At 42.3% G+C, this 25395-nt stretch carries 21 protein-coding genes and 2 pseudogenes; 10 read left to right on the forward strand and 13 right to left on the reverse strand.

Features of this window, described 5'->3' with window-relative positions; translation table 11 throughout:
- Nucleotides 1–258: 258 nt before the first annotated feature.
- Nucleotides 259–813 carry a pentapeptide repeat-containing protein gene (locus V7K62_RS04800; RefSeq protein ID WP_334862241.1) on the reverse strand — a complete coding sequence of 185 codons (555 nt, stop codon included), beginning with the start codon at nt 811–813 and terminating at the stop codon, nt 259–261.
- A 324-nt stretch (nt 814–1137) separates the two neighbouring features.
- On the opposite strand from V7K62_RS04800, the gene V7K62_RS04805 reads away from it, so the two are divergent.
- Nucleotides 1138–2232, forward strand: a complete 1095-nt coding sequence (locus tag V7K62_RS04805) for a phosphotransacetylase family protein (RefSeq protein ID WP_334862243.1) — start codon at nt 1138–1140, stop codon at nt 2230–2232.
- Nucleotides 2233–2273: 41 nt separating this feature from the next.
- Here V7K62_RS04805 and V7K62_RS04810 read toward each other — a convergent pair whose 3' ends face one another.
- Nucleotides 2274–2495 (reverse strand): monooxygenase family protein, encoded by a 222-nt coding sequence (locus V7K62_RS04810; RefSeq protein ID WP_334862245.1) that lies wholly within the window; start codon nt 2493–2495, stop codon nt 2274–2276.
- Here V7K62_RS04810 and V7K62_RS04815 point away from each other — a divergent pair.
- From V7K62_RS04815 to V7K62_RS04830, 4 genes and pseudogenes are all read left to right on the forward strand, one after another.
- The gene (locus V7K62_RS04815; protein ID WP_334862247.1) at nt 2486–2656 is read left to right on the forward strand and encodes a hypothetical protein; all 171 of its coding nucleotides are present in this window, start codon (nt 2486–2488) and stop codon (nt 2654–2656) included. The two genes, V7K62_RS04810 and V7K62_RS04815, sit on opposite strands and share 10 nt — an antisense overlap.
- Nucleotides 2657–2740: 84 nt before the next feature.
- Nucleotides 2741–3244: a hypothetical protein gene (locus tag V7K62_RS04820; RefSeq protein ID WP_041565591.1), complete on the forward strand. Its 504-nt coding sequence runs from the start codon at nt 2741–2743 to the stop codon at nt 3242–3244.
- Nucleotides 3245–3345: 101 nt separating this feature from the next.
- Nucleotides 3346–3768, forward strand: a pseudogene (locus V7K62_RS04825) (MAPEG family protein).
- A gap of 93 nt (nt 3769–3861) precedes the next feature.
- Nucleotides 3862–4353, forward strand: a complete 492-nt coding sequence (locus V7K62_RS04830; RefSeq protein ID WP_292765941.1) for a YajQ family cyclic di-GMP-binding protein — start codon at nt 3862–3864, stop codon at nt 4351–4353.
- A 49-nt stretch (nt 4354–4402) separates the two neighbouring features.
- On the opposite strand, the gene V7K62_RS04835 is transcribed toward V7K62_RS04830, so the two are convergent.
- Together V7K62_RS04835 and V7K62_RS04840 are read right to left on the reverse strand one after the other, a co-directional pair.
- Nucleotides 4403–4960 (reverse strand): glutathione S-transferase family protein, encoded by a 558-nt coding sequence (locus V7K62_RS04835; protein WP_334862248.1) that lies wholly within the window; start codon nt 4958–4960, stop codon nt 4403–4405.
- A 6-nt stretch (nt 4961–4966) separates the two neighbouring features.
- Nucleotides 4967–5431 (reverse strand): hypothetical protein, encoded by a 465-nt coding sequence (locus V7K62_RS04840; RefSeq protein ID WP_334862250.1) that lies wholly within the window; start codon nt 5429–5431, stop codon nt 4967–4969.
- Nucleotides 5432–5863: 432 nt separating this feature from the next.
- Between V7K62_RS04840 and V7K62_RS04845 the strand changes: the two are divergent.
- Nucleotides 5864–6469, forward strand: a pseudogene (locus tag V7K62_RS04845) (tetratricopeptide repeat protein); the annotation flags it as partial.
- A gap of 226 nt (nt 6470–6695) precedes the next feature.
- On the opposite strand, the gene V7K62_RS04850 reads toward V7K62_RS04845, so the two are convergent.
- On the reverse strand, nt 6696–7106 hold the full coding sequence (locus tag V7K62_RS04850; RefSeq protein ID WP_334862252.1) for a hypothetical protein: 411 nt from the start codon (nt 7104–7106) through the stop codon (nt 6696–6698).
- A gap of 424 nt (nt 7107–7530) precedes the next feature.
- On the reverse strand, nt 7531–7620 hold the full coding sequence (gene psaM, locus V7K62_RS04855) for a photosystem I reaction center subunit XII (protein WP_040630342.1): 90 nt from the start codon (nt 7618–7620) through the stop codon (nt 7531–7533).
- 200 nt (nt 7621–7820) lie between these two features.
- On the opposite strand from psaM, the gene V7K62_RS04860 reads away from it, so the two are divergent.
- A complete protein-coding gene (locus V7K62_RS04860; RefSeq protein ID WP_334862254.1) occupies nt 7821–9077 on the forward strand; it encodes an FGGY-family carbohydrate kinase in 1257 nt (418 codons plus the stop codon).
- A 206-nt stretch (nt 9078–9283) separates the two neighbouring features.
- On the opposite strand, the gene V7K62_RS04865 is transcribed toward V7K62_RS04860, so the two are convergent.
- Entirely contained in the window at nt 9284–10483 is a 1200-nt protein-coding gene (locus tag V7K62_RS04865; protein WP_334862256.1) for an McrC family protein, read from the reverse strand.
- Complete coding sequence (locus V7K62_RS04870; protein WP_334862258.1) at nt 10474–11913, reverse strand: McrB family protein; 1440 nt, start codon at nt 11911–11913, stop codon at nt 10474–10476. Before V7K62_RS04870 ends, V7K62_RS04865 begins: the two co-directional genes overlap by 10 nt.
- A 274-nt stretch (nt 11914–12187) precedes the next feature.
- Here V7K62_RS04870 and V7K62_RS04875 point away from each other — a divergent pair, with 274 nt between their 5' ends.
- Complete coding sequence (locus tag V7K62_RS04875; RefSeq protein WP_334862260.1) at nt 12188–12928, forward strand: dienelactone hydrolase family protein; 741 nt, start codon at nt 12188–12190, stop codon at nt 12926–12928.
- A 26-nt stretch (nt 12929–12954) separates the two neighbouring features.
- On the opposite strand, the gene V7K62_RS04880 is transcribed toward V7K62_RS04875, so the two are convergent.
- From V7K62_RS04880 to V7K62_RS04895, 4 genes are read right to left on the reverse strand one after another with little or no spacing between them, the layout of a single operon-like run.
- On the reverse strand, nt 12955–13914 hold the full coding sequence (locus V7K62_RS04880) for an N-acetylglucosamine kinase (RefSeq protein ID WP_334862262.1): 960 nt from the start codon (nt 13912–13914) through the stop codon (nt 12955–12957).
- A gap of 14 nt (nt 13915–13928) precedes the next feature.
- Nucleotides 13929–15200, reverse strand: a complete 1272-nt coding sequence (locus tag V7K62_RS04885) for an MFS transporter (RefSeq protein WP_334862264.1) — start codon at nt 15198–15200, stop codon at nt 13929–13931.
- A 30-nt stretch (nt 15201–15230) separates the two neighbouring features.
- A complete protein-coding gene (locus tag V7K62_RS04890; RefSeq protein WP_334862266.1) occupies nt 15231–16493 on the reverse strand; it encodes a glutathionylspermidine synthase family protein in 1263 nt (420 codons plus the stop codon).
- 7 nt (nt 16494–16500) lie between these two features.
- A complete protein-coding gene (locus V7K62_RS04895) occupies nt 16501–16812 on the reverse strand; it encodes a hypothetical protein (RefSeq protein ID WP_334862268.1) in 312 nt (103 codons plus the stop codon).
- Between the two features lie 189 nt (nt 16813–17001).
- On the opposite strand from V7K62_RS04895, the gene V7K62_RS04900 reads away from it, so the two are divergent.
- The gene (locus V7K62_RS04900) at nt 17002–19986 is read left to right on the forward strand and encodes a valine--tRNA ligase (protein ID WP_334862270.1); all 2985 of its coding nucleotides are present in this window, start codon (nt 17002–17004) and stop codon (nt 19984–19986) included.
- A 169-nt stretch (nt 19987–20155) separates the two neighbouring features.
- Nucleotides 20156–20590, forward strand: coding sequence for a hypothetical protein (locus V7K62_RS04905; protein ID WP_334862272.1), 435 nt, complete (start codon nt 20156–20158; stop codon nt 20588–20590).
- 109 nt (nt 20591–20699) lie between these two features.
- On the opposite strand, the gene V7K62_RS04910 is transcribed toward V7K62_RS04905, so the two are convergent.
- Nucleotides 20700–25340: a beta strand repeat-containing protein gene (locus tag V7K62_RS04910; protein ID WP_334862274.1), complete on the reverse strand. Its 4641-nt coding sequence runs from the start codon at nt 25338–25340 to the stop codon at nt 20700–20702.
- Between the last annotated feature and the right edge of the window lie 55 nt (nt 25341–25395).

Consider the following 25395-nt stretch of genomic DNA (forward strand, 5'->3'; position numbering starts at 1 on the left):
GCTTTTCATCTGCGATCGCAGTACTTGGTAGTGCTAATTCATCCGCAATGGGCATAGCTTGCTTCTGCAACTAGGCTATTATGACTTTTAATCACCAAGTTTTTTTAGATAGAACTAAATATTTTTTAAAATTATTAAAATAGCTGCGATCGCATCTAATTTTGATCCCTTATTTTGAAGCTATCCGCACCTTTTATAAACGAGAAAACTATTGAGACGAACATTAACCAAGAGTCTTCAACAGAGAACACTTATTCTTCATTCACAAATTTGGCGACTATGAACAACACTACCATCTAAGCTAGTAGTAGTGGTGTATATAATGGCTCCACTGATGTTGGCATTTTTAACACCAGTCAAATTGGCATCAGTGATGTTAGCACTGTTGAGAGAAGCTCCACTCAAATCAGCGTCGGTGAGATTAGCGCCAACCAAATTGGCAACATTCAAACCCACATTATTGAGACAAGCTCCACTCAGGTTGGCTCCACTCAAAACGGCGGTGAACATTTCGGAACCACTAAAATTAGCACCAACCAAGTTAGCGTCGTTGAAGATACACTCAGTCAAATCGGAAGTACTCAAGTTAGCGTAACTCAAGTCGGCACATTCAAAGGTAGCGGAAATCATCATACTCTTACTGAAGTTAACTCCACTGAGATTAGCATTGGTGAAATCGGTGTAAGTAAAATCGGATTCACTCAAGTCAATCCCACTGAGATTAACACCAGTCAAATCGCTGCCGCTCAAGTCAACGTTCCTAAAATCTCTCTCTCCAGCAGCATACCTTTCCAGCAATTCTTCAATATCCATAACTTACCTCTTGCATCAACTAACACATATAAAGATAACCCACTCAATCTGTGGCAAATCCTCTTTGATCCTACCAACCCTTCCATAGCAACGAAGCTCTTAGTTTTTAGTTTGGTATTTGTTGCTAATGACAAATCTTCAAGGTAGGCGTACAGGTTAGCAGAGCCGACACAAGGAAAGAAAACCTTTCTCCTACCCCTGCTTATTCAGAAGGTAATTCTGGGAAACCTTAATTTGTGAGAGCGAGAGGCTTTTGCCAGAAGGAACTAGAATTAGGAAACACCTAGCTGGGTTCTTCTGACTTTTGAAATTAGGAGTGCATGTGTGCCAAAATCCCCTAAATATTTGCTGATTGGATCAACCGAGAATTACAGCGGTAAATCTGCAACTGTTCTGGGTTTGTCTCATCAGCTACAGCAAAAAGGTCTGGATATTAGCTACGGTAAACCACTCGGTACGTGTTTTAATTCGTCTAGTGGAACCGTAATTGAGGAAGATGTCCAGTTCATCGCTCTTAGCCTCAATTTGCCGGAAAACCGCGTTGCACCTACAATGCTGGCTTTGGATGAACCAAATGTGCAAAAGCGCTTGCGGGGGGAAGACAAAACCGATTATCAGCAGTCCCTAATACAGCAATATTTACATAAGTCTCAAGGAGATTTGGTGTTATTGGAGGGGCCTGGTAATTTATCCGAAGGCAATTTGTTTGACTTGTCTTTGCTGCAAATGGCTGAAGTACTGGATGCTGGTGTGCTGTTAGTAGCCCGCTATAAATCGTTGCTTTCGGTTGAGGCGCTATTGGCTGCAAAACAGCGTGTGGGCGATCGCTTGATTGGAGTTGTGATCAACGATATTCCTGTCACCCAACTAGAAGCGGTTGACACTCTCTTGCGCCCATTTTTGGAACAGCAGGAGATTCCGGTGCTAGCAATGCTGCCGAATAGCGATTTGCTCCGCAGCGTCAGTGTTGGGGAACTAGTCAAGCAGTTAAAGGCTGATGTTCTCTGTCGCAACGATCGCATGGATTTGTTGGTGGAAAGTTTAGCAATTGGAGCGATGAATGTCAACTCAGCTGTGAAATATTTCCGCAAACGCCGGAATATGGCAGTTGTAACAGGAGGCGATCGGGTGGAAATTCAGCAAGCGGCTTTGGAAACTTCTACCCAATGTTTAATTCTCACCGGGCAACTACCACCCCCACCGTTCATTCTCAGTCGCGCTGAAGAGCTAGAAATCCCCATTTTGTCTGTTGATTTAGACACCCTCACTACTGTGGGAATTGTTGACCGCACTTTTGGTCAAGTCCGTGTCAACGAGCCGGTCAAGGTTCAGTATATTCGCCAGTTGATGTCCGAGCATTTTGACATTGACCGCTTGTTATCCAAACTCGGTTTAACTCCCGCAGCGGCATTGTCTTAGATTCATTAACTCAAACTATTAAGAGCATCTATACTCAGTTATCAGTTAGGAGGCTGTATTGCTGGTGAGGGTAGAGATGGCTCGCCGTCACCTCCCAGGCGACCGCGTGCTGTCTCCCTCCGACCCATCGCTGGGACATGCTTAGTTGCAGCAGTTAATCCAAAGACAGGCATATTCCTGTAAACCGCCTCATATCTTCCCGGTTCGATTAAATAAGTTTCGTGCCAAATGCCGACACTGCCATCAGCAAAAATTGTCTGCATACCATAACTTAGAACAGCGTTACTTTCAAAATCCGCAATCACTGCCAGAACTAGGCAAATTTCAGTACTTGACTCTCCTAAATAGCATTAGTTATGAAACACATTGGCTAGTCTGGTGTTACCAAGTAATGGAGTTACTGAACCAAACAATCGAAAATTAGTCGCAATGTTTAACTCAAGTTTTCCTCGCATCTACACGCTGTTTGGTAAAATATCTGGGTCGTTTAATCGGATTATGTCCATCTTTGAGCCAATCAACAGACCTTATTAACCTAGACACATTAGCGCAAGAACTGGCGACAATCCAGCAAACGGGTTCTAAAAGAATCGCCTTGTTGGGTTCTCGTCACGTTCCAATTACGCATCAGAATCTGATTGAAATGATGACTTATGCCCTAGTTTTATCGGGTAATCGCATCATTACTTCTGGTGCTACAGGTACAAATTCAGCCGCCATCAAGGGAGCAACGCGGGCTGATGCAAATTTGTTGACGGTGATTCTACCCCAAAGCCTGGAACGCCAGCCTTTGGAATCGCGCCAGCAACTAGAACAGGTAATGCATCTAGTCGAAAATCCCAGTAATGATAATCTGTCCCTTGCTGAAGCTAGTTACCTGTGCAACAAGGAGATTGTCTCCCGTTGCCAGCAACTAATCTGCTTTGCGTTTCACGACAGCCGCACCCTGTTACAAACGTGTCAAGATGCAGAAGAACAAAGAAAAGTGGTGACGCTTTTCTACTTTGATTAGTCATTTGTCATTTGTCTTTTGTCATTTGTCTTTGGTATTTGACTAATGACTGATGACCGATGACTGATGACTGATGACTAATAACCAATGACTAATAAGTAATGATAATTTTTTTGTACTCGATCGCTGCTGCTGCCGCTCTAATTTATGTGCCATTTTTGCTAGTAGCTTATGCCCGTGTGCGTATTGGGTATGAAATGTTTTCTACTCCTCGCGCGATGTTCGATAAATTGCCACCTTATGCCCAACGAGCTACTTGGGCACATCAGAACACCTTTGAAGCGTTTATGGTGTTTGCCGCCGCCGCATTGATGGCTTATGTAACTGGTGTAAATTCTTTGACAGCCCAAGTAGCTGCGATCGCCTTTGTGGTGGCGCGTTTGCTATACTCAATTTTTTATATTTTGAATATACCCCTTTTGCGTTAGCGTAGCTCCTCTGAAAGAGGCTCGCTCATGTTTGCCATTGGCATCTTTAGCTCTGGTACTCTCATCTTACTGAGCATTATCCAAACTAGTAGTTAATTGGGAAGTGGGGCATAGGGCATGGGATATATGAATCATTACTAATGTTTTATGCCCAATCCAAAATCCAAAATCTAAAATCCAAAATATTTTATGGCTTCTACTTTTTCCTTTGACATTGTGAGCGACTTTGACCGACAAGAGTTGGTTAACGCTGTCGATCAAGTTATACGAGACATCAAAGGTCGTTACGACCTCAAAGACACTCAAACTACTGTCGAGTTAGTCGAAGAAAGCATTAATGTTAGCACTGACAGCGAATTTACCTTAGATTCTATACACGACATCCTCCGGGAAAAAGCTGCCAAGCGTAACCTCTCCCAGAAAATCTTTGATTTTGGCAAAGTTGAATCAGCCAGTGGTAATCGCGTGCGTCAAGAAATCAAACTCAAAAAAGGCATTAGTCAGGAAATCGCCAAACAAATTTCCAAATTGATTCGCGACGAATTCAAAAAGGTACAAGCCTCAATTCAAGGTGATGCTGTGCGGGTTTCTGCCAAATCTAAAGATGACTTGCAAGTTGTCATGCAACGACTCAAACAAGAAGACTACCCAGTTGCTTTGCAATTTACAAATTATCGTTAAAAGATTCGTAATTCGTAGTTAAAAATTTAATTACGAATTACGAATTATTTTAAGCTCCTCCGCCAATACTTTTTTGAAATGCCGGACGCTCAGATAACTGCTTCATATATTTCAACACCTCTGGGTAGGGGCTGAGGTCTAGCTTCAGTATCATGGGAATGTAATTCAGAATAGACCCCACTGCCACATCAGCAACAGTGAACTCATTGCCAAGTAAAAAAGGTTGCCTACTGAAAATTTCATTTAACGGAGTCAACAAGCGGGGCATTTCCCGTTCCCGATTCTCCTCTCCAAAAATCCCTGGAGCAAGGGTAGCATTGGCAAACAACACCCATTGTGAAAATAGAGCATGTTCCTCTGCTGAAAGTGGAGTTTTACTATACTTATCGGCAAGATACAGCAAAATTGCCCCAGATTCCCAAAGCTGAAAATCCCCATCAACAATTGCTGGAACTTTACCAACTGGGTTAATTGCCAAATATTCAGGCTTGAGGTGTTCACCCGTTTGCATATCAAGCTTGACGAATTCATAGGGAATTCCTAATTCTTCTAAGTACCAGTGAACAATTGATGCTCGACTACGAGCGCCACCGTAAAGTTTTAGCATAATTACTTAAAGAACTTTGTGAGTGTGAGAATGCTGTTTAATATTGTCTTCTTTGGTTACAACTCTAGCGGCGTTTAACACCCGCTTGCGCTCAATGGAATATTTAAATTCAGTGTAGTTTGTACTCAAAGGAATTAAAGATTTTGCAGATTCACGACGCTTGTAGGTACGAGCTGCTGCAAATGCCCGTGGCACAAATTCCTCTCCAAACTGAGCCGACTCTGGGAAGCCATCTGGCAGCAGTTGTGAATCGCCATCCAGCACAGATCCCAAAGTTGTCGCATGAGCCAGCTTATAGGAGGTAGGAATGCCCTTTAAAAGCGCTTCCAAAGCCGCAGAGGGAATCGGTTCTATAACTTCTATTTGATAAACTTCTCCATCTTCTTTGACGAAGCAGGTTGCCAAGCCGATAACAATGTAATCATCGGTTGCTAAATCAGGGGCATTGGGATAGGAAATTGCAGTTGTCATCGGGAAATTTCTCAAAATTTAAAAATTGAATCTAGGGAATGGGGCATTGGGCATGGGGCATTGGGCATGGGGCATTGGGCATTAATTATTCTTCCCTTGATTTCCCTGCTTCCTCATCCCCTATTTAATGAACGCCTTGTTGGCATTCTACCAATTTGTCGCTCTCACTACTTGACTAGTCTTTGAGAGGCTGTTTGAAAAGTCCTATTGTAGGTATCAAAACGTTCTAGATCCCCCTAAATCCCCCGATAAATTGGGGGACTTTGATTCCGGTTCCCCCCTTTTTAAGGGGGGTTAGGGGGGATCGCTAAGTGCATAAAATCACAGCAAAATACTTTTCAAACATCCTCTGAGATTGACATTTGCTATTTCTGGAATTCACCTTCGAGATTAAGTATCCATGATTAGGTTTGAGGAGCAATTATTTATTTTTTGAGGTTGGCTCAACAAGGAGATTATACTGAGGCGATCGCACTTTTAAGCCAACTAATCTGCCATCATCCCCAGAATGCCGTTGATTACAATAACCGGGGGCTGATTTATTTTCAAAGTGGCAAAAGCTAAAAAGCCCTGTACGACTACAACACCGCCCTCAAACTTAATCCTTATTTGGCTAGTGCTTATAATAATCACGCAAATTACTACGCTGCTTGTGGAGAGTTAGCAACAGCACTTGCCGACTACGATCAAGCCATTGATTTGAAACCTCACCATGTCCGGGCGTGGATTAACCGAGGCATTACCTGGCGTGATTTGGGGCAATACAAGGTGGCAATTGAGAATTTTGAAGTAGCACTGCTTTTCGGTCAACTAGAAGGTCATATCTGGGCTGAACGCGGCAGGACTTACCATCTTTGGGGCGACTGGGATTGTGCATTAGTGTTCGCGTCGCGTCTGGTAGAGAAGGCATCGCTGATTATCGTCGCGCCCTCACTCAATTGCCCTCTCTCGACAATATGTAAAGATATTACTGGTTGTCGCTTGCGTTTACAACTCGAAAATCGGCTCAACGAGTTGCTATCTGAATCAGCGTCCTAGTTGGTAGATTAGTTCTTCTGGGGAATTCAAAATTCAAAATAATTGATTAAATTTTGAATTAGAGTTTAGTGACGCTGTATCGCTAATGACTAATAGATGATAACTACATAGGTATTCAAAAATTAGCTATTAACCATTATTTATTAGCAATAATATAAATTAACACCCAGTTTATACGTAGCCGGAATCACAAGAAACCTAAATAATCCCAAATTCGCCATTTAATTTAAGGTGATGACTCTGTTTGTTCATCTTCCCGGCGATCCTGATTCATCAACACCACCTGACGCTGACTCGGATCAAATCGGTATCCTTGTTGTTGCCTAATACTTTTAGCTTGTTGCGGATCAAAGTTACGATTAAATTCCGCCTGCAAACCATTGACATGTCCTTCCATCAGCTTGACTTCAGTACTAATTTCTCGCAACTTTTCTTGCTGTAACCAGTGATAAGGCAAAAGTTGTGCTAAGGCAGATGCTGCAACAGCTGTAATCACAAGATTAACCCCAATCTTGGCTGTGCTTTCCAGTGCCATCACCTGGTAAGAACGTTGACGAAGATGCCGCTTTGGTCGAGAAGTGACCCGGCGTTTTTGTATAGGTTGTAACGGTGGTCTGGACGGTTGAATCGCGTTCATGATGCTAAAAGATAACCTCGCTGAGTGAAGGGAAGCACTATCAAGAGTGCTGAGTGCTGAGTAAAAAAATCACTAATCACACTCAGGATCAAATCAGTTCAGAGTAGCTAGTACCTCGGCTGAGAGTGGGAAGATTCATAAGTACTACTTTTATACTCATTACTTCTTCCTGGGCACTCAGCACGGGCTAAACCTTAGCTATCCGCTAACAGCACTCAGAGATTAGCACTCCAGAATGCTTGATTTAGCTGTCATATTACTTCATTTTTTGGAAATGGCTACAAGTGTTGTACCAGTTAAAAAATAACCTGGCTTACGTAAGTGCAAGGTTTCTAGTTACTTATGGCATAAAACCACAAACGTCTGGAAATTGCACCCCGTACTGCCAGGATTATTAGCTTTTTAACTGTGTCACATCGGAGCGTTATTTGTAAAGTTCTGTGGCTAATCGCCAAGCTAGAACTCCTGGGATCAGCGCCACAACTAGAGCGATGTAAACTTGAGTATCTGAGATGGAAGATATCTGAGCGATGTACAGAGTATCTAAGATAGGCATGGCTGAAAACCTCCTAACCTGAATAGATTTTGAACAGTTCGTTTACTACTTTTCCTTGTTTTGCCAAGATTGTGGAATATCTTGTTACAAGATGCAACAAAAGCAGTTATTAGTCAGTAGTCGTTAGTTATTCTCCATTAAAAAAATTTATAAAAATTATGAATTTGTATTTGGGTATCGACTTCGGCACATCTGGCGCACGCGGCGTGGTGATTGACGAGGAAGGTTCTTGTATTCAGGCACAGGTACGATATCCCTTCCAGGACTCACCAGGCGCCGTTACACCAAAAATTTGGCAGGAGGCTTTGTTTGTGTTGGTGGAACAAATACCTGACCAATTGCGGCGAGAAATTAAAGCGATCGCAATTAATGGTACTTCTTCCACCGTCTTGCTGGTCGATGCTGTTGGAAATCCTGTAGATGCACCACTTTTGTACAACGATGCGCGGGGATCATTGGTGCTAGAGCATTTGAAGAGTATCGCACCACCCAATCATACAGTGTTGAGTGCCACCTCCAGCCTAGCCAAACTTTTGTGGATGAGGCAATTACCCTCTTTTAATGAAGCTAGATATTTCCTGCATCAAGCAGATTGGCTGGCGTTTCTCCTACATGGACAGTTGGGTATTAGCGATTACCATAATGCTTTAAAGCTGGGTTATGACGTGGAAGAGTTGAAATACCCAGAATGGCTAGAAAATTTGCAAATACCGATTCAGCTACCCAAAGTTTTAACTCCTGGTACTCCCATTGCCGAATTGCATCCTGAAATTGCGGATAAGTTCGGTTTCCAGCGTGATTGTCTGGTGTGTGCTGGTACAACTGATAGTATTGCTGCTTTCCTCGCTAGTGGCGCAAAATCTCCTGGTGAAGCCGTGACTTCCCTTGGCTCAACGTTGGTACTAAAGTTGTTAAGTCGTACCCGTGTAGAGGATGCGCGATATGGAATTTACAGCCATCGCCTGGGTGATTTGTGGCTGACTGGTGGTGCTTCTAATACTGGGGGTGCAGTGCTTAAGCAATTTTTCACAAAAGCTGAGTTAGAAAGCCTTAGCCGGGAAATTGATGCATCAAAAGCTAGCGATTTAGATTATTATCCATTGTTGAAGGTAGGCGATCGCTTTCCGATTAATGATCCCAATCTACCCCCACGATTGTCACCACGCCCAGATAACCCAGTGGAATTTTTGCATGGGTTGTTAGAAAGTATTGCCCGCATAGAAGCGCGAGGGTATGAATTATTACAGCAAATGGGCGCAGACAATTTGAGCCATGTTTATACTGCTGGCGGTGGCGCGGCGAATGATACTTGGACTACAATTAGGGCGCGTTATTTGCAGATTCCTGTAATAGCGTCAGTATACACAGAAGCTGCTTACGGGACGGCGCTGCTAGCGATGGGTGAACAAGAGTAATTTTGTAACTATCTTTTCGTAGATATCTTTTAAATCAGTATCTATCCCAGTGACAATCGCCATATCTCGGCCCATACTGGGATGATTAGATACCGGACTATAGATTCCAGGTTCATTATCTGGGCAGCTATTCGGGGATGGGTGCTTCGCCACAAGCGAATGTCATCTATCCCCTTTATTAATTGTCGGTGTGAATTCTAAGGTGATTAGTAGAAAAGAAAAAGGTTTTTTAAAAAAATTTGACCTGCGCGATCGAGATTATCATCTAGGCAAAAGGTGAGGCTACGGACTTGGATTTGATCACTTTTAATATCTAATGGCTGTGTCAAGTCTTTGGGGTATATCAAAAAGGCTTGCTTACATTTTGTTGTGTTGGCGTAGCTGATCATTTGATGAATATCTGTATATCCTGCCTGTTCAGGGGCTTTATACTTTGTATCTAAAACTGCTATTGTTTTGCCAGTAGCAGCATCACCCAGTAATATATCTATACGGAAGTGTCGATTATGACTAATTTCTATTGGATATTGCTGTTTGAAAAAATAGCCTTGTGGCGTGTTTTTCTGAAGCCATTCAGCCACAAAAAGTTCATATAAATGTGCCATATCGACGAGAAAGGGTAGGGTTTTATAATTTCCCCTCTCATGACTGGGACTAATGTGTTCCAAAAAGAATCGGCATAAATTATGTAATAGTCGATAGTCTTCATTGAGGCGATTGTACTGTCTTCCAATACAGTCTTCTGCACTACAAGGTTGCAGTGTTATTAATCCTTGTAGAGCGTGATAAGCTTTTCGGATTGTTGGTGATACTCTTTCTGAGCATAAACTGCTACGACCAATGATATAAAGTGTCCATGCCAGTATCTGATTTTCTTTAACATCAGCCGTATGTTCTTCGTAATCGCATTTAAGTTTAACATTCCACGGCTTTTGAATTACCTGTTGCACATCTAGCCTTCCCCGCACATAAGAAAGCTGCTGTGTTTTAGGCAAGTAAGTACGATATAATCCTTTGCGGCATCGTTCTAAAACTTTATGGGCTAATATCTGAGCCAGATTATTATAAAAGTCCTCTAGAGATTCACAATCCATCAGCCCTTCGAGAAAGCGAAAACCTTTCAAATTGTAGGCATATTCCAGCATTTCGAAGAGGTTTTGGATAGGCACTTTCGGATTTATTTTTAGATGCAATTCAGGAGTTACAGGAATGTAACCTACCCATCCTTTAGCTTGAAGTTTCCAATGTCCTCTAGTTTTATAAGTAGGAAATTCTATATCTACTTGTATTTTGTATTTCTCATATAACTCGATCCCTGCTAAATGGGGTATTTCATCAAGCTGAAATGATTTATTTTCGTATTCTGTAATTTCAATAATTTTTAGTTGTACTGGGTTTATATCCATAGTTTATTTTTGATTTCATCCCAGCGAAACTCATCTACTTTTTTTAGCTGGTTAAAAAAGTACTCTTCTAAATATGGCTCAATTTCCATGCGCCATATATCTTCTATGTCTTCACGTAAATTGTCTGTTAAAAAGAATGAAATACCAATTTCGTAGTTTTTATCTGCGATCGCTTGATTTAATTGCTGTAAAATCTTAATTAATTCTTCTACTGCAAAACCTGCTTTCAGGTGATACCGTCGCAGCACATCATAGTTTGGACGAAGTTCAATAAATGCAAAGCGGCGACGGAGTGCATGATCTATATTGGCGATAGACCTATCTGCTGTGTTCATTGTGCCAATAATGCGGACATTTTTCGGGATGCGAAAGCTGTTACCAGCAGCTAGTGGAATTTCTCTATCTCGGTACTCAAGTAAGTACATTAATTCACCAAAAACCTGTGCAAGATTAGCACGGTTTATTTCATCGATAATTAGAACACAAGTATCTTCACGAGACTCAGCTTTTTTACAAAATTCTAAAAATCTTCCTGGAACCAGTGGATATGCTAATATTCCATTTTGGCTTTGAGGACGAATGCCTTGAATGAAATCTTCATAAGAGTATGCTGGATGAAATTGTACCAGTTCTGAGAAACCGTCACCACAACCGATTAAGTATTGAGCAAGTTTTTCAGCAATATAAGTTTTTCCTGTTCCAGGTGAACCATATAAAATCGCTTGATCTTTACGATTAATTGTACGTATCCAGCTTTCTAGGACTGCTTGCGAAACTCCAGTATCTTCAGTACATTGGTCTAAGCTATATTTAGGTTTAATAGGATATATATATTGACAAATAATAGGTATTAGCTCCTTAGATACTGCTTGTAAAAATAAGGGAATATAATCTTGAAACCATTCTTGAAATTTATTAATTAGTTCTTCTTGGGAGGAATTTAATATTTCTATTTGATTAAAATAACAACTATTATGAATATCGGGAAAATCAAACGCATTTATATTTTCAGCAATTTTATTTGCTATCATTACAGGATTTATTTCTGCAATCTTTTTTGCTAAAAATGTACCTGCATTCTCTACGAATCCTATGTCTATCCCTGTATCTATTAATTCTATATATAATAATGAAAATATATCTAAATACTTATGTAGCCTGAAATTACTAGGAGAGACTAGCATATAAATGTCTACCTCAGTTAATCCAGTTTGTTTTATTATATAAAAATTATTGGCTGCGATTTCACATGGTATTTGTTGATGTATCAAGTGACAAAAATTAACAAAAGGCTGCTTTACTGTGTTTAAAAAATCTTCATATTCTTGAGAGTTATAAATATCTTTATCGTTATGCTTATGCTTATATTGTTTAATTACTTCAAAGGGATTACAAGAAAAAAGTGTTTTTGAATTTTGATTATTATCCATAAAAAATCAAAATATTAAAAATAAAATTACTAGTGAGATAAACTAGTAATTTTATTTTACTAAGTTGAATAAAGAAAATCCTAGCGTACAAACACGTAAACAGATGATATAGGTAACGGGTGTATTAAGCCGATCGCAACAAACTTGTCACTAATGATATTAAGCGATCGCAATCATGGCAGAAAAACGCCAAATTGTGGATTTAAACTAACCGGATGCTGCGGCGCTACAGTGTAAAAGCTAATGACAGCAAGCGGAACACGGAGACAAAAAAGTGCAAATCACTAAGCGCAACGTTGAGTTAAGAGTAGATGGTAGTTTAATGCGTGTTTATGTAGCGGCTCCCAAAGCAGCCGGAAAATACCCTGGTATTGTCTTCTACAGTGATATTTATCAGTTAGGTGATGCAATGATTCGTCTAGCTAACTACTTAGCAGGATACGGCTATGTAGTAGCAGCCCCAGAAATTTTTCATCGAATTGAGCCAGTTGGTTTAGTAATTGAGCCAGACGATCTGGGACGGATGCGGGGCAATGATGATGCTCGTCGAACCTCAGTAGCTGATTATGATGCCGATTGCCTTGCTGTGATTGAATTTCTGAAAGGAGAGAGTGCGGTTTCTCCAAATCAAATAGGCACTCTCGGCTTTTGTATTGGTGGACATTTAGCCTTCCGCGCAGCATTTCAAAGCGAAATTCGGGCTTGTGTCTGCTGTTACCCGACTGGTATTCCTAGTGGTAAATTGGGTAAAGAGGTAGCCGATACAATGCAGAGGGTAAGCGAAATCAAAGGCGAGATGCTAATGGTGTTTGGTACTCTTGACCCTCATATACCAGAGAGCGATCGCCAAACCATAATAAAATCAATTGAGAATGCTAACATACCTCACCAAGTCTTCTTGTATGAAGCAGAACATACATTCATGCGCGACGACGGTTATCGTTATGATTCTAATGCTACCACTGCTGCTTGGTCTGAAATAGTAACTTTCTTAGAGCGCATATTTGCAGACTGAAAACTCCTATTATTGCTTTCTTCACGTCAATTTTGAGTTGTCTGCAACGCCAACAAACCAGCACCGTAAGCAGGTTCATATCTCGGATAAATCACCTTTACTTCAGGAAACTTCTTAACAATTGATGCTGTAAATCTTTCATGTATCTTGCATCTACCGCGCCACACACTTCCCGTGGTGACTACTTCTAAAAGTGAGTCAGCATTAAAAACTGCATCAATTACTGTAGATGTAGCTTTTACTAATTCTTTGACAGCATTATCAATTATCATCTTCGCTACTATATCACCTGAAGCTGCTGCCAAATCTACAACTGGTGCTAAAGCAGCTATCTGTTTAACTCCCCATCCTCGCCGATATACTACTTCTATTAAATCTTCTATATTTTCCAAGTCAAGATGCTGTTTGAAACCCTCTACCAAACTCGTTGATATTTCCCGTCCATCATCAGATTTTAATGCTGCATTCATACCTGCGATCGCAATTTTATAGGCGCTACCTTCATCTCCTAAAATATAACCCCAGCCGCCGACTCGCTTGGTATGTCCCTGATGATTTCGCCCGAAAACTATCGAACCAGTACCTGCTGCAACCACAATTCCTACAGGCTGACCAATTCCGCCAACTAAAGCAATTAAAGCATCGTTAACAATTATAATATTCGCTGGCTGTAATGCCCAAGTAATAGACAAAAATTTACTATTCTGCAACTCTTGTACTAAACCTTTGACGACTTCGATATCTGCTGCACGACCTACACCCGCTAAACCCAGACATATCGCATCAATATTCACAGTATTTGTAATTATTGTTGCCTCAACCGCATTGTGAACTGCTAATTGAATAGATTGTAAAGTTGCTTCAATACCTATACTCTGATAATTAGATGGGCCCGCTTCACCACGACCTAGCACTTGACGCAAATCATCCATTAAGACACAAACAGTCTTGCTACCGCCGCCATCTATTCCCAAAACATAATTCATGAACTGTAATAATGTTAATTATTTTGGCGTTTCGGTTCTTCTTTTAAAGGTATAAAAAACAGAGCAATCATCCCAGGAATAGTTAACAAACAAACCAAGACAAAAAATAATGGATAGCCAAAAGTTTTTTGCAGATAACCGCTAATTAAACCGGGTAACATCATTCCTAAAGCCATAATGCCAGTGGAGATAGCAAAATGAGAAGTTTTATATTCGCCTTGGCAAATATACATTAAATAAACACTAAAAGCTGTAAATCCAAACCCATACCCAAATTGTTCTAAAGAAACTAAGGGATATACTAATGTTAGCGAAGGTTTAGTGTAAGCCATATACACATAAAATATATCAGGCAAGTTTAACGCCAAAGCCATAGGAAAAAGACACTTTTTTAATCCATATTTAGAAATTAGCAAGCCTCCTAAAACTCCTCCACAAATCAGGGATATTACCCCAAATGTCCCGTAAACTAATCCGACATCTGATGTTGATAGCCCTAAGCCCCCTACTTCTGGTTTGTCCAATAAAAATAAAGAGGCTATCTTCACAAGCATTGCTTCACCAAGTCTGTAGAGTAAGATAAATGCTAAAATATTTCTAATTTTATCCTGAGCAAAATATGAGCTAATAATTGACCAAAAAGGTATATTTTCCCTAGCTTGTATTTGTCGTTGATTATCAAATTCAGGTAAGGGTAAAATTAGGCGATGGGAAATAAACAGGATTGCTAAAATTAAAGCTGAGAAGCCAATAGCTATAGTCCAGCTTAAAGGAATATTATTGAGAGATACTTCCAGCTGACCTGCTAAAACTACTAATATCCCGGAGCCAAAAATGACAGCCATTCTATAAAACAGTGAGCGAATGCCGACAAAGAAGGCTTGTTGTTCAGGAGATAAAGCCAGCAGATAAAAGCCATCTGTAGCAATGTCATAAGTTGCAGAAATAAATGCTCCTATTGTTAATGTTGCGAGGGAGATGAAAAAGAAATTTGACAGTTGTAAGGAGAAGGCTATTAAACATAAGCAGCAGAACATGGCAAATTGGGTATAAAGTATCCATTTGCGTTTGGTAGAATAAGTATCGACAATTGGGCCCCAAAACATTTTGATGACCCAAGGGAGATAGAGAAAACTTGTCCACAAGGCAATTTGAGTATTATCTATTCCGAGTTTTTTGTAAAAGATTACGGAAACTGTGTTGATGATGACGTAAGGTATACCGGAGGTGAAATATAGGGTGGGTATGTATGTCCAGGGTGAACAGTTGGTGGTTTGAGGATTCATGTTTGCCTCTAATTATCGATGCTGTTAAAATTAGCATCCAATAGGACACCAATAGGATAAGTTATCTGTAATTTCCCCTTCAGAAAGGCGCATTCCTACACCTCCAGATATAAACTTGTCATTACCATTGTTATATAGCCATGCTCCCCAAACCTGAGTCATTGACTTGCCATCAATTTCTAGTTTAGGAAACTCTAATAAGTCTTGATATACATAAGTTTGTTGTGTATACCAAGGGTCATTATTACTACTACGCACAGAGATATTTCCTGAATTAACTGCAAATCCTCCTTCACCTTCTCTTCCTAAAATAGGTTTGGCAAAGTATGAATTACCTATTGCTGTTGCATTCAGTGATGTTTTAGGAAAATATTCCCAGACTGCCCCAGCATCTTTGTCAGAAAAAAAGTCATATCCCAAATCTGTAATTAGGGCAAATACACTCTTTGGTTGCAGTGCAAAAGCAGAACCAAAGTTCACAATCACAATTTTATTCTCAAAAATTAATTGTTCTAGAGCCGGCCATAATCTTTCACCTTTTTCATCAGTATCATGGATTAGCCATTCCACTGGATACCACATAAAGAGTATATCTATTGGTTTTTGTGTTCTCTGGTCAAATAGATATTCACCATCTTTGATGCCAAGATATTCTAAGGGTAAAATGGTACTTTTAGACTCCAAGTAATTGCTCAACCATCGCATAGTACCTAAATCTTCCGCATTATTCAAAGCTGTAAATGCCACGCGACAGTCTGTAATTGGTTTACGTAAATTTAAGGCGGCTCTATCTACATGCTGATTGAGTGTTAGTTTTAAGATTTTTTGAGAATCTAAATCTGGTTTTTGCAATCCAAAATGTCTGGCGACTTTGTTATTCCCGTCCGTACATTCAAACCAAAAACTAGGAGTTTGGGGATTAGTTTCTACTACCTTTTTTATCCCCGTTTCTTGATTCCAGCACCAGTCAAGACGCATACAAAATGGTGCAAGGAAGTCATATTTAACTAACTTGATGGTAGCTTTAGGAAATCCATAGTAAAGTAGTGTATCCTCATCAAGAGTGCGGATAATTTTCCACACTTGGGTTAAAACACTACCGACTAATTCCGATGCTTGCTGAATTTCTTGTATCGTCTGCGGTAAAACTTGATGGCAATAATAAAGAGCGTAAGGTGTTTCTTGGTCAGTTAGAGGTATACCTGTTCCTTCTTCAATAGGAACAAAGTTGTACCAACCCATTTTCATCGACTGAAATAGACGCTTTCGTTGAGGACTGTTGAAAATATTCATAACTCTCTTATCCACCCGCATGACCACCGCGACCGAAACTACCAAAACCACTACGGCCCTTGAAAGAACCCCTGGAAGTACCGACCTCCGATAAATTACCAGAACCGGATCTTCTAATGCTACTACCACCAGAGTAACCACTTGATCTGCCGCTACTATTAGATGAGGGTGGACAGTTATCGGGTTTTTGTTTAGGCTTCGGTGACGTTGTGGAGATGCAATCTGACTGTCTTGCTTCTGGGGTTGTCGCACAAGAAGCAAGTAGCGATACAGTCATAACGAGCACGATGAGTTGAAATAAACCTGGTTTCAATTTCATGAGTTTTTCTGGATGAATATACAGATGTCAGTTACGGAATTTATCCAAGATAACTACAAGGGTTAAGAATAGATTTCGCATTTCCAGATTTTTTAAGGGGTACATCCACGATTTCGAGAATTGCAAAACAAACCCTCTCCAACCCTGTGGCAAAATTTATTAGAGTCCTTCCATAGTTAGTTTTCCCGCATGACCGCAACTATTCCCAATCTCCCTAGTCTTTATGACCCTTTTTCCACTGAAGCCAAGTGGCAAAAATTCTGGGAAGACAACCAAGTTTACAAAGCTGACCCCAACAAAGGCGGCGAACCCTACTGCATCGTCATTCCACCGCCGAATGTCACTGGCAGCTTACACATGGGTCACGCTTTTGAAAGTGCGTTGATTGATACCCTCGTCCGCTACCACCGGATGCAGGGACGCAATACCCTGTGGCTACCCGGAACTGACCACGCCAGCATTGCTGTGCATAGTATGCTGGAAAAGCAACTCAAGACAGAGGGTAAAACTCGCTACGAGTTGGGGCGCGAGAAGTTCTTAGAACGCGCTTGGCAATGGAAGGCGGAGTCTGAGGGAACGATTCTAAATCAGCTACGACGCTTGGGTGTCTCGGTGGACTGGTCACGGGAAAGGTTTACTCTGGATGAAGGTTTATCCAAAGCTGTTGTCGAGGCATTTACTCGCCTCTACGAGGAAGGCTTAATTTATCGTGGTGAATATTTAGTTAACTGGTGTCCGGCTTCTCAGTCGGCTGTGTCTGACGTGGAGGTGGAAAATCAAGAGGTTAATGGGAATCTCTGGTATTTCCGCTATCCCCTCACCGATGGTTCCGGTTTTGTAGAGGTGGCGACAACTCGACCAGAAACGATGCTAGGCGATACGGCTGTAGCAGTTAATCCCAATGACGATCGCTACAAACATCTCATCGGCAAAACTTTAACTCTGCCCATTCTACAACGAGAAATTCCCATCATTGGCGATGAATTTGTTGACCCCACTTTTGGCACGGGTTGCGTAAAGGTGACTCCCGCCCATGACCTGAACGATTTTGACATGGGTAAGCGTCATAATCTGCCGTTGATCAACATTATGAATAAAGACGGCACTCTCAACGCTAATGCCGGGGAGTTTCAAGGACAAGACCGCTTTGTTGCTAGAAAAAATGTGGTTTCTCGCCTAGAAGCAGATGGCTTTTTGGTGAAGATTGAAGATTATAAACATACCGTTCCCTACAGCGATCGCGGTAAAGTACCTATTGAACCCCTCCTCTCGACTCAGTGGTTTGTCAAAATTCGCCCCTTAGCTGACCAAACTCTTGAATTCCTTGACCAGCAAACTTCTCCAGAGTTTGTCCCCCAACGCTGGACAAAGGTCTATCGTGATTGGTTAGTAAAACTCACTGATTGGTGTATCTCTCGCCAATTATGGTGGGGACACCGAATTCCTGCTTGGTACGCTGTCAGTGAAACGGATGGGCAAATTACCGATAATACGCCGTTTGTGGTAGCGAAATCGGAAACTGAAGCTTGGGAGAAAGCTAAAGCACAATTTGGTGAAAATGTCCAGCTTGAACAAGACCCTGATGTACTAGATACTTGGTTTTCTTCTGGACTCTGGCCGTTTTCGACCTTGGGCTGGCCAGAACAAACTCAGGATTTAGCAACTTACTACCCGACTACAACTTTGGTGACAGGCTTTGACATCATCTTTTTCTGGGTAGCCAGAATGACCATGATGGCTGGGCATTTTACGCAGCAAATGCCTTTCCAAACGGTTTACATCCACGGCTTGGTGCTGGATGAAAAAGGTCAGAAGATGTCAAAGACCAAAGGTAATGGCATTGACCCATTGTTATTGATTAACAAATATGGTACTGATGCACTGCGGTATACCTTAATTAGGGAAGTTGCTGGTGCTGGACAAAATATCCGGCTGGAATACGATCGCAAAAAGGATGAATCAGCATCGGTGGAGGCGTCTCGCAACTTTACTAACAAGTTGTGGAATGCAGCCCGGTTTGTGATGATGAATTTGGATGGACAAACGCCGCAACAATTGGGGAACCCAGTAGCTATAGAATTGAGCGATCGCTGGATTCTCTCGCGGTATCATCAAGTTGTCAAAGAAACCACCAATTACATCGATAATTACGGTTTAGGGGAAGCAGCTAAGGGACTGTACGAGTTTATTTGGGGTGATTTCTGCGATCAGTATATTGAACTGGTAAAATCCAGATTGCAAGCAGATGCTGACCCCGCGTCGCGGCGAGTAGCACAGCAAACCCTCGCCTACGTACTGGAAGGGATTATGAAACTACTTCATCCCTTCATGCCTCATATTACCGAGGAAATTTGGCAAACTCTCACCCAACAACCAGCAGATTCCCCGCAAACTTTACCGTTACAAATCTATCCGCAGGTGGATGCAAACTTAATTGATTCAGCTTTAGAAGAACAATTTGAATTGCTGATTGCTACTATCCGCACAATTCGGAATTTGCGGGCTGAGGCGGATATTAAACCAGGGGTAAAAGTAACAGCGAATTTGCAAACTGAAAGTGAGAAAGAGCGGGAAATTCTCACTGCTGGACAGTCTTATATTAAAGATTTGGCTAAGGTTGAGACTTTAACCATTACTGACAAGCAAGAAAACCAAACTGTTGCAGCTAAAAAACCTCAAAGAGGTTTGAAGACAATTGGTTTAATTATTGTGGCGATTGTCTTTGGTAGATTGGGTTTAGCTGTGGGAAATGCCATTGATGACACTCCCATTGTCGGTACTTTCTTTGAACTAGTTGGTTTTGGTTACACAGCTTGGTTTGTTAGTCAAAATTTACTAACGGCTGAAGCGAGACTTAGGTTATGGAGACAGTTTTTCCCGCAGACAGAATTAGAACAACCACAAAAACCAGAAAATGCGATCGCTGGTGTGATTGGTACAATACAAGTGCTAATTCCTCTGGACGGCGTAGTGGATATTGAAGCTGTGCGTGCGAAACTAGAGAAAAGCCTGAGCAAAGCGGAAGCGGAAGTTCAATCCCTGAGTACCAGATTAAACAATCCTAGTTTTGTGGATAGAGCTAGAGCTGACGTGGTACAGGGAGCGCGGGATGCTTTAGCAGAAGCACAGAAGCAAGCAGAAATTTTGCGCGATCGCCTTCAGGCGTTGCCGTAGGCATCGCCTGCGTGGCTTAGGATAACTGTAATGGGTAATGGGAGTGTCAATAATTCCCAATTACCCATTACCAATTAACAAGATCCAAATATGAATTCTGGCACTTATTTTTTTATTAAATTTTTTTAATTTTTAATTTTTAATTTTGAATTGGAGCGAAGCGACTCTCATGCTATATCTAGCCCAGGTGCGTAAAAACGATTTTTTAGAGCAGCACCAGTTACGCTTGTTGGCGCGTCAAGAAGCTGATAACTTGTGGGCGATAATTCCAGAAGAAGCTTTTATTCTGCTAGGGAAGGGAAAGATCATGAGTGAAAACTTGCTTGTTTTAGTAGAACTTTCCGCTACAGGCGACATTGAAAAATTAGAAGACGCCACCAACTGGGTACTCCATCTAGTACAAAACTACCTCACCATCGGCATTACCCCAGAATTTTTGCAGCACGAAGCTGAACGAGCAGAACATTGGCGACAATCTCTGACGTTGCAAAACCAAGACTTAGCACGACGTTCCTTGGAATTGGAAGCTCGTCGTGAACAAATTCAAGCCTTAGAAGAAAGCCTCAAACGCGAGAAAAACGGTTATCCGCAAGAGGAAAGTTAAAAGTTTGCAATTATATTGCCCATAAAGCCACATCACCCCAAAGGCAGGTAGGGACGCGAAATTTCGCGTCCCTACGTAGGTTGATGCTAGGTTAATTGTCTTAGCAAAGTTAGGCAATCACAGTAATATTTGCATTAGTAAGCAATGCGTTATTCGATAACTGGGCTATTTGAACTTGTGCTGTACCACCCAATCCATCTTTATCAAAGAATAAGTTACCCGTACTTTGATTGTAGATGAAGCGATCGCTTGCGGTTGTAGCGATCGTACCAAGTCGGAACAATCCCGGATCGAGTGTCGTATCCTGAGCTTGGCTCAGTCCAAATTCCGCCTTAGAAATGAAGATAGTATCATCAGCACCAGTAAAATCAGTTATTGTATCATAGCCTCCAGTGCGGGTATCAGTCAGATATAAGCTATCTCGACCAGTTCCACCAGTCAGCGTATCTTTACCAACTCCACCATAGAGGCTATCATCACCTATACCGCCTACTAAGCTGTCATTACCCGAATTACCAAAGAGGCGATCGTTACCATCTCCTCCGCTCAAGGTGTTAGCACCAGTATTTCCCGTCAGGATGTTATTAAGGCTGTTACCAGTACCAGCGATTGCTCCGGTTCCAGTCAGGGTCAAGTTCTCCAGGTTATCTCCCAACTGCCAAGTAACTGAAGAGTTGACTAAATCTGTGCCTGCATTTAAGCCTTCAGTAATAATATCGTTGAGGTTGTCTACGGTGTAAATGTCATTACCATCTCCACCATTGAGACTATCAATCCCTGTACCTCCATCCAAGGTGTCATCGCCTGTACCGCCTAACAAGGTGTCATTGCCTGAGCTACCAAAGAGGCTATCCTTACCATCTCCTCCGGTGAAGATATTCGCAGCAGCATTTCCAATCAGGATGTTATCAAGGCTGTTACCAGTACCAATTGTCGCACTTCCAGTCAGGGTTAAGTTCTCCAGGTTATCTCCCAATGTCCAACTTACCGAAGATTTAACTAAATCTGTGCCTGCATTTAAGCCTTCAGTAATAGTATCGCTGAGGTTGTCTACGGTGTAAATGTCATTGCCGGCTCCACCATTGAGATTATCAATCCCTGTACCTCCATCCAAGGTGTCATCGCCTGCACCGCCCAATAAGGTGTCATTCCCTGTACCACCAATCAGGCTATCGTTACCATCTCCTCCGCTCAAGATGTTAGCACCAGTATTTCCAATCAGTACGTTATCAAGGTTGTTACCAGTACCATTAATTACCCCGCTTCCAGTCAGGGTCAAGTTCTCCACGTTATCTGCCAACACAAAACTCACCGAAGACTTAACTAAATCTGTGCCTGCATTCAAGCCTTCAGTAATAGTATCGCTGAGGTTGTCTACGGTGTAAATGTCATTGCCGGCTCCACCATTGAGACTATCTGCTCCTAAACCTCCATCCAAGGTATCATCGCCTGCACCGCCCAACAAGGTGTCATTACCTGAGCTACCAAAGAGGCTATCGTTACCATCTCCTCCGCTCAAGATGTTAGCACCAGTATTTCCAATCAGTATGTTCTTAAGGCTATTACCAGTACCATTGATTGCGTCGGTTCCGGTCAGGGTCAAGTTCTCCACGTTATCTGCCAACACAAAACTCACCGAAGACTTAACTAAATCTGTGCCTGCATTTAAGCCTTCAAGAATAGTATCGCTGGGGTTATCTACGATGTAAATATCATTGCCGATTCCACCATTAAGACTATCTGCTCCTAAACCTCCATCCAAGGTGTCATTACCTGCACCGCCCAACAAGGTGTCATTCCCTGCACCACCAATGAGATTATCGTTACCATCTCCTCCGCTCAAGATGTTAGCACCAGTATTTCCAGTCAAGATATTATTAAGGCTGTTACCAGTACCATTAATTGTGTCGGTTCCACTTAAGGTCAAATTCTCCAGGTTATTTCCCAACACCCAACTCACCGAAGACTTGACTAAATCTGTGCCTGCATTTAAGCCTTCAGTAATAGTGTCGCCGATGCTGTCCACAATATAAGTGTCATTGCCTTTACCACCAATGAGAGAGTCACTTCCTGCACCACCATCCAATAAATCATTTCCATCGCCGCCATCAAGGGTGTCGTTATCACCTAGTCCTTGGAGCGTGTCATTACCCTGCAATCCAGAGATAATATCCCTGCTTTCCGTACCAGTCAGGTTATTTATACCTGACGTGCCATTAATTACATTAATGTCAACTTGACTAATAGTCAAGTTGACGGAGGCAGTACTACTGCCTCCGTGCCCATCACTTATGGTGTAAGTGAAGCCGTCAGAGCCATAATAGTTTTGGGCAGGGGTATAAGTGTAAGTACTGTTGCCGTTGTTAACTAAGCTTCCTTGGCTAGGTTGAGTAAACCCAGTAATGCTTAATACATCATTGACATCCACATCTGTATCATTGCTCAACAGAGTAGTAGCGCTAATGATAATGGGTGTGTTTTTGTTTGTGGTGATGCTGTCGTTAGCAGCGAGGGGAGCATCATTGGTATTAGCCACTGTCAGTACAAAAACATCGCTGACAGTTGCTGTTCCATCACTGGCGATAACTTTGATGTTGAGGCTACCAACGTTGTCATTTGTGGGAGTACCACTGAAGATGGTGCCGTTGAAGGTCAACCAACTGGGAATTGGATTACCATTTTCCAGGGTGGCGCTGTAGGTGAGGTTATCTCCTGCATCAGCATCAGCAAAGGTGTTTGCTGGTAGGCTGAAGTTAAAGGTGGTGTCTTCTGTCGCTATTTGGTCAGCAATGGGGTTGGTAACGACTGGGGCATCATTTACCGCCGTAATATTAATATTGCGGGTAACGGCGGTACTATTAGCAGTCCCATCATTGACGACAAAGCTGACGGTACGAGGTGTGCTACTAGGGTTATTACTGCTGTTGGTATAAGTAATAGAACGCAGTGCGGTTTGATAATTAGCAACGCTGGAACTGCCAGTTAAGGCTAAGACACCTGTGTTGCTGTTGTAGCTGCCCGTAATCCCGTTTTGATTGGTGAAGGCGAGGGTATCTTGAGTAGAAATGAAGCCACTGTTAATGCTGACGGTGGCACTAATTAGGTTAGCGGAGTCTACATCGCTGACGGTGATGCCTGAATCAATGGCTGTAGTGGCGTTCTCGGTGTATGCCAGAGCAGAGTTGGTGGCAGTAGCAACGGGCGCATCATTCACTGCCGTAATATTAATATTGCGGGTAAGGGAGGTACTATTAGCAGCCCCATCATTAACTATAAAGCTGACGGTACGAGGTGTGAGAGTGGGGTTGTCGCTGCTGTTGGTATAAGTAACGGAACGCAGTGCGGTTTGATAATTAGCAACGGTGGAACTGCCAGTTAAGGTTAAGACACCTGTGCTGCTGTCGTAGCTGCCCGTAATCCCATTTTGGTTGATGAAGGCGAGGGTATCTTGAGTAGAGGCGAAACCACTGGTAATGGTGACGGTGGCACTAGCCAGGTTGGGGGAGTCTACATCACTGACGGTGATGGCTGAGTCGATAGCTGTAGTGGTGTTTTCGGTGTATGCCAGGGCAGAGGCAGAAGCAGAGGTGATTGTCGGGGGAACCCCACTGTTGGTGTTTAATTGGGCATATACCCCATTGCCAGACCCGTCTTGACCATCGCTAGTCCAGGAAATGACAAAGTCCCCCCCTGCATCCATCGCTACTGTAGGGTTAGATTGACTATTGGTGATGTAGGTATTGACCTTAAATTCGCCCCCTTGAGGCACCCCAGCACTGTTGTAGCGTTGGGCATATATGCCATTACTAGACCCGTCCTGACCATTGCTAGTCCAGGAAATGACAAAGTCCCCCCCTGCATCTATCGCTACTGTGGGGTTAGATTGATTGCCAGTGGTGTAGGTATTGACCTTAAATTCGTTTCCTTGAGCCATCCCAGCACTGTTGTAGCGTTGGGCATATATCCCATCGCCAGACCCGTCCTGACTATAGCTTTGCCAGGAAATAACAAAGTCTCCCGTTCCATCTATCGCTACTGTGGGGTTATATTGAAAGCTGCTGGTGTAGGTATTGACTTTGAATTCGTTCCCTTGAGCCACCCCAGCATTGTTGTAGCGTTGGGCATATATCCCATAGCCATCCCCATCCTGATAATAGCTTTGCCAGGAAATAACAAAGTCCCCTGCTGCATCCATCGCTACTGTGGAGTTAGATTGATAGCCGCTGGTATGGGTATTGACCTTAAATTCGCCCCCTTGAGCCACCCCAGCACTGTTGTAGCGTTGAGCATATATCCCATAGCCATCCCCATCCTGACCATCGCTAGTCCAGGAAATGACAAAGTCCCCACCTGAATCCATCGCTACTCTGGGGTTAGATTGACTGTTGGTGATGTAGGTATTGACCTTAAATTCGTCCCCTTGAGCCACCCCGCCACTGTTGTAGCGTTGGGCATATATCCCATCGCCAGACCCATCCTGACCATTGCTAGTCCAGGAAATGACAAAGTCCCCATCTGCATCTATCGCTACTGTGGAGTTAGATTGATTGCTGGCGTTGGTGGTATTGACCTTAAATTCGTTCCCTTGAGCCACCCCGGCACTGTTGTAGCGTTGGGCATATATCCCATCGTTAGAACCGTCCTGACCATTGCTAGTCCAGGAAATAACAAAGTCCCCAGCTGCATCTATCGCTACTGTGGAGTTAGATTGATTGCCAGTGGTGTAAGTATTGACTTGGAATTCAGTCATGAAAAAACCTCTCAAAAAACTAAAAATTTGATAATTACGCTCTGATTAGGCAGAT

This window comes from Nostoc sp. (assembly GCF_036917935.1).
In the GTDB taxonomy this organism is placed as follows: domain Bacteria; phylum Cyanobacteriota; class Cyanobacteriia; order Cyanobacteriales; family Nostocaceae; genus Nostoc.